Here is a 4,545-nt window from a genome sequence, read left to right on the forward strand (position 1 = left end):
GCGGAGGCCGGGGAGGTGCCGGTCGGGGCGGTGGTCGTGCGCGACGGCGTGGTGCTGGCCGTCGCCCACAATCGGCCGCGGGCACTGCACGATCCGACAGCCCATGCCGAGATCCTGGCGATCCGCGCAGCCTGCGCTTCCATCGGCGACGAGCGGCTGTCCGGCTGCGATCTCTACGTCACCCTCGAACCCTGTCCGATGTGCGCCGGCGCGATCTCGTTCGCCCGGATCCGGCGGCTCTATTACGGCGCCCCCGACCCCAAGGGCGGCGGCGTCGAGCACGGACCGCGGGTGTTCAACCAGCCGACCTGCCACCATGCCCCGGAGGTCTATGGCGGGTTCCGCGAAACCGAAGCGGCCGCGCTGCTGCGGACATTCTTCGCCGGGCGGCGCGCGTGAGGGCTGAAACGAGCGGGGGCTTGAACAAGCGTCGCCGCGCGGCATCCTGACGGGATCGAACGGAGCGTTGGCCCATGACCCCGCATTATTCCCGCGCGCTGATCGTCGGAGCCGGCTCCGGCCTCAGCGCGTCGCTCGCCCGGCTGCTGGCGGCGGACGGGCTGAAGGTCGGCCTCGCCGCCCGCGACGTCGACAAGCTGGCTTCCCTGGCGGCCGAGACCCGCGCCGCAATCCACGCCTGCGATGCGAGCGATCCCGGCCAGGTCGAAGCCCTGTTCGCCCGGATGGAGCCGGCGCTGGGCGGTCCGCCCGACGTGGTGGTCTACAATGCAAGCGGGCGGCTGCGCGGGCCCGTGGTCGACCTCGATCCCGCAGCGGTGGCGCAGTCGCTGATGGTGTCCGCGTATGGCGGCTTCCTGGTGGCGCAGGCGGCCGCCCGGCGGATGCTGCCGCACCGGCACGGGGCGATCCTGCTCACAGGCGCGTCGGCCAGCGTGAAGGGTTTTGCCGGCTCGGCCCCCTTCGCGATGGGCAAGTTCGCCCTGCGGGGCCTCGGACAGAGCCTCGCCCGCGAACTGCAGCCGCAGGGCATCCACGTCGCCCACGTGGTGATCGACGGCGCCATCCGGAACCCGGCGCGCGGCGGTGAGCCAGCGGACGCGCCCGACAGCCACCTCGATCCGGATGCCATCGCCCGCGCCTACCGCGACCTGCTGCGCCAGGATCGCAGCGCCTGGACCACGGAGCTCGAGCTGCGCCCCTGGGTCGAACGATTCTGAGAACGGTTCAGGGATTCACGCGCACGCCGAGCAGGAAGGTGTTGTCGCGGAAGCTCGATCCCGCCACCGTGCTGTCGATCTGCTGGTAGATGTACGTGCCACGCAAGGTCAGCCAGCGGGTGAACCGGTAATCGAGGCGCGCCGTGGCGGAGAAGCCGTTCTCGCGGATGGTGCTGCCCTGGTAGTCGTTCTTCAGGAACGAGCCGCCGAAGACGATCGACAGGTTGCGCAGCAGATCGTGCTGGACCTCCAGGGTCGCGACTTCGGTGAAGATGCCGCTGGAGCCGAGCACGGTGGTCTCGGTCACACCCGTGGCCGCGGTGAGCCGCACCGTGGTTAGCGGGCTCAGGGACCAGACCAAGGCGGCGTTGACCAGCGGCGCATCGATCGCCCGCAACGTCGGGTCGACGTAGGAACGGTGCTGGATGCCGGCGGAGATCTCGCCGGTGATCGAGCGGGCCAGCCCGAAGCTCGCCCCGACCATCAAGGCGATGCCATCCGAATCGCGCTGGATCCCGTTGGTGTCCCGGCGCAGATCGTAGACGCGCGTGTCGCCGAGCAGGTCTACGAACGGGCTTAGGTCCGGGCTGACCTCGTAGGCCGTGCGCAGCTGCAGGCTGTACTGGTTCAGGTTGCGGTCGGCCTGGTTGATGGTCACGCCGCCTGCGAGCTGAGCGTTGTCGAACTGGGAGCGATCGACCGAGCCGCGCAGGGTCACGGACAGCCGGTTGAACGTCTCCGTGGCACCCAGGGACGTGCCGTAGACCGCGAGCAGCGGCCGGCTGGTCGCAGCGGCCGCCTGCAGGTTCGGGCTCGACGTGCGCTGCGTGTCGACCAAGAAGCGGCCCTCGGCATCGACGTGCAGGTCGCGGTTGACGTCGATGCGCAGGCGCACCGTGCCGTCCGCGGCCGGCCGGCTGGCGGCCTCGTTCTGGGGCGTCTCCAGGTAGGATCCGCGCAGCGCCCCCTGGAACGAACTCGACGACCAGTCGCTGCGGAAGTCGACGGCTGCCTCGGTGCGCAGGGCCACCGATCCCTTGGCGAGCTGTCGGATGGTCTGGTCCGGGTTCGAATCGTAACCGATGCTCTGCGTGAAGCTCGGCAGCACCGTGAAGGTCCCGATCCGATAGCCGATCGGCGCGTAGGCCGGGTCGGTCGGGATCGGCCGCGCCAGGTCCGTGCCGAGGATGAAGCCGGGCGTGAGCAGGCCCAGGGCCGGGGTGATCGCGAAGAGCGGAAGGACCGGTCGCGACGCCAGGACCTGCGAGACCGGCACGCCGACGACGGCCTGCTGGACCACCGGGGTCAAGCGCAGAGCCGGGGCCGGAACCTGTGTCACCTCCTGGGTGACCCGGCGGGTCGAGGAGCCGATGCGCCGGGGCGGCGCGGCGCGGGTGCGCAGCAGGCTCGACGGCGTCCGGTTGTTGGGGGCCGTGGTGGAACCGCCGGTGCGCTGGCCGCCGCCGGTGATGCGGGTCCCGAGCTGCGAGAGCCCCGACTCGGTCTGGGTCGGGATCGCCGGGGAGAGGGGGGAGCGCAGGCTGTCGCCGCCGGTCTGTTCGCCGCTGGTGGCGTCACCACCGGTGGATGCGCGCCCGTCGCCGCGGGACAGCCCGTCCGGAACGCGCCGCCGCAGCGCGGGAAGGCCGTTCGGCGCCGTGTCCTGGCCGATCCCGGGATTGTCGGGCTGGCCGGTGACCGGGCTGATCGCGTCGAAGCGCTGGGCCGCGGACGGCGATGCGGCGAGCGCGAGCGTCAGCGCCGCGAAGGCGAGCCGCATCTCCTGCCGTCTCCGCCGATCAGCGCCCGCCATCCGCACCTGTTCTTGGCCTCCACCTATGCCCCGGGCGCCAAGAGCCGGGATCAACAGATCACGCCGCCGCCTGCGCGGTCGCCGATATGGTTAACGCAAGCTAGCGCCCGCATGGTTAATGCGCGGTCAACACCGAACCCGCGCGGCTGTTAAAGCCCCGGTCCAGTCACTCTTAAATTTCGATACTGCAGAAAAGTAGCGATTGAGCTTTTCTCGCGGATCCGTTAGCCTCTGTCAGAATTCGACACATTCCGTACGGGATACACCGCGCCGGATAGTTGCTACGACAGAGGTTCAACGTGAACGATAGCGCTGAAGCTGAGCAGGCCGAGCACATTGACCTGGCGGTCGATATCATCGCGGCCTATGTGTCCAACAATTCGGTGCCGGCCTCGGAACTTCCTGGATTGATCGGCGGCATTCACGCGGCTCTGAACAGCCTCGCGGCTTCGGGGGCATCGACGACGACCGTCGTGGAGAAGATGAGCCCGGCGCAAATCCGGAAATCCATCACGCACGACTACATCGTCAGTTTCGAAGACGGTAAGCCTTACAAGACGTTGCGCCGGCATCTGACCCTGCGCGGGCTCAGCCCGGAGGCCTATCGCGAGAAATGGGGCCTGCCGCGGGATTACCCGATGACGGCTGCGAGCTACTCGGCCCAGAGGTCCGAACTCGCCCGCGCCCTCGGCCTCGGCCAGCAGCGGCGCAAGTCCCGCGGGGCCGCGGCAGCACCCGCACCGGACGAGCCGGCTCCGGCCGCACCGAAGACCCGGGGACGCAAGAAGGTTCCGGCCGAGTAGGATCCGAGCCGGACGCCGTGGTTCCGTTTGACAGGGGACGCTCCGGAGCGTGACACGCCGGACCGGGCGCGCAACCTAAGCGCGTCCTATCGCGAAGCAATGCACGCTCATCATGGTCACGAAGCGCTACCCGACGTCGGTCGAGGTCGCCCGCCTCGCCGGGGTCTCGCAATCGGCGGTGTCCCGAACCTTTACGCCGGGTGCCAGCGTGTCGGCCCGGACCCGCGACAAGGTCCTGGCGGCGGCCGAGACCCTGGGCTTTCAGCCGAGCCTGATCCCCAGGATCATGCTGACCGATCGGTCGGGTCTCGTGGCCCTCGTGGTCGGGGGCCTGGAGAACGCGTTCTACGCGCGCGTCGTCCAGAGCTTTGCGGCGCGGCTCCGGGAAGCCGGCAACCAGATCGTGCTGGTCCCGGTCGACAGCGACTACACCCTCGACGCGGTGGCGGCGCGCCTGGCCCAGTACCGGGTCGACGCGATCGTCAGCGCCCTGGCGGTCCTGTCGCAGGACGCCGCCGAGACGCTCTCGGCCTCCCGGATCCCGGTCGTCTCGTTCAATACCCCGGTGACGGCTGCGCGGGTCGGCTCGGTCGGCTCGGACAACGCGCTGGGAGGTCGGCAGGCCGCCGCGCTCCTTCACGACCGGGGCGTGCGCCATCCGGCCTTCATCGCCGGTCCGACGGACAGCCCGGCCAGCGCCGAGCGGCTCGCGGGCTTTCGCGACGGCCTGCGCGCGGCGGGACTGCCGGAG

Annotated in this window: 5 protein-coding genes; 4 read left to right on the top strand and 1 reads right to left on the bottom strand. The window is 70.1% G+C overall.

Annotated features, from left to right (window positions below; all coding sequences use genetic code 11):
• The first annotated feature begins 15 nt into the window (after positions 1-15).
• Positions 16-399 (top strand): nucleoside deaminase, encoded by a 384-nt coding sequence (locus FV228_RS21030; protein ID WP_246693976.1) that lies wholly within the window; start codon positions 16-18, stop codon positions 397-399.
• A 74-nt stretch (positions 400-473) separates the two neighbouring features.
• Positions 474-1,178: an SDR family NAD(P)-dependent oxidoreductase gene (locus tag FV228_RS21035; RefSeq protein WP_147856392.1), complete on the top strand. Its 705-nt coding sequence runs from the start codon at positions 474-476 to the stop codon at positions 1,176-1,178.
• Positions 1,179-1,185: 7 nt separating this feature from the next.
• Here FV228_RS21035 and FV228_RS21040 read toward each other — a convergent pair whose 3' ends face one another.
• Positions 1,186-2,958 (bottom strand): outer membrane beta-barrel protein, encoded by a 1,773-nt coding sequence (locus FV228_RS21040; protein ID WP_147856393.1) that lies wholly within the window; start codon positions 2,956-2,958, stop codon positions 1,186-1,188.
• Positions 2,959-3,290: 332 nt separating this feature from the next.
• Between FV228_RS21040 and FV228_RS21045 the strand changes: the two genes are divergently transcribed.
• Both FV228_RS21045 and FV228_RS21050 read left to right on the top strand, forming a co-directional pair.
• Positions 3,291-3,794, top strand: coding sequence for a MucR family transcriptional regulator (locus FV228_RS21045; RefSeq protein ID WP_147856394.1), 504 nt, complete (start codon positions 3,291-3,293; stop codon positions 3,792-3,794).
• Between the two features lie 112 nt (positions 3,795-3,906).
• Positions 3,907-4,545, top strand: a 639-nt coding sequence (locus FV228_RS21050) for a LacI family DNA-binding transcriptional regulator (RefSeq protein ID WP_147856395.1), incomplete at its 3' end; no start/stop codon positions are given.

Source organism: Methylobacterium sp. WL18 (assembly GCF_008040015.1).
Classification (GTDB): Bacteria; Pseudomonadota; Alphaproteobacteria; order Rhizobiales; family Beijerinckiaceae; genus Methylobacterium; species Methylobacterium mesophilicum.

Coding starts and splice junctions, on each gene's coding strand:
- FV228_RS21035 (WP_147856392.1), top strand. CDS start 474: ATGACCCCGCATTATTCCCGCGCGCTGATCGTCGGAGCCGGCTCCGGC.
- FV228_RS21040 (WP_147856393.1), bottom strand. CDS start 2,958: ATGCGGCTCGCCTTCGCGGCGCTGACGCTCGCGCTCGCCGCATCGCCG.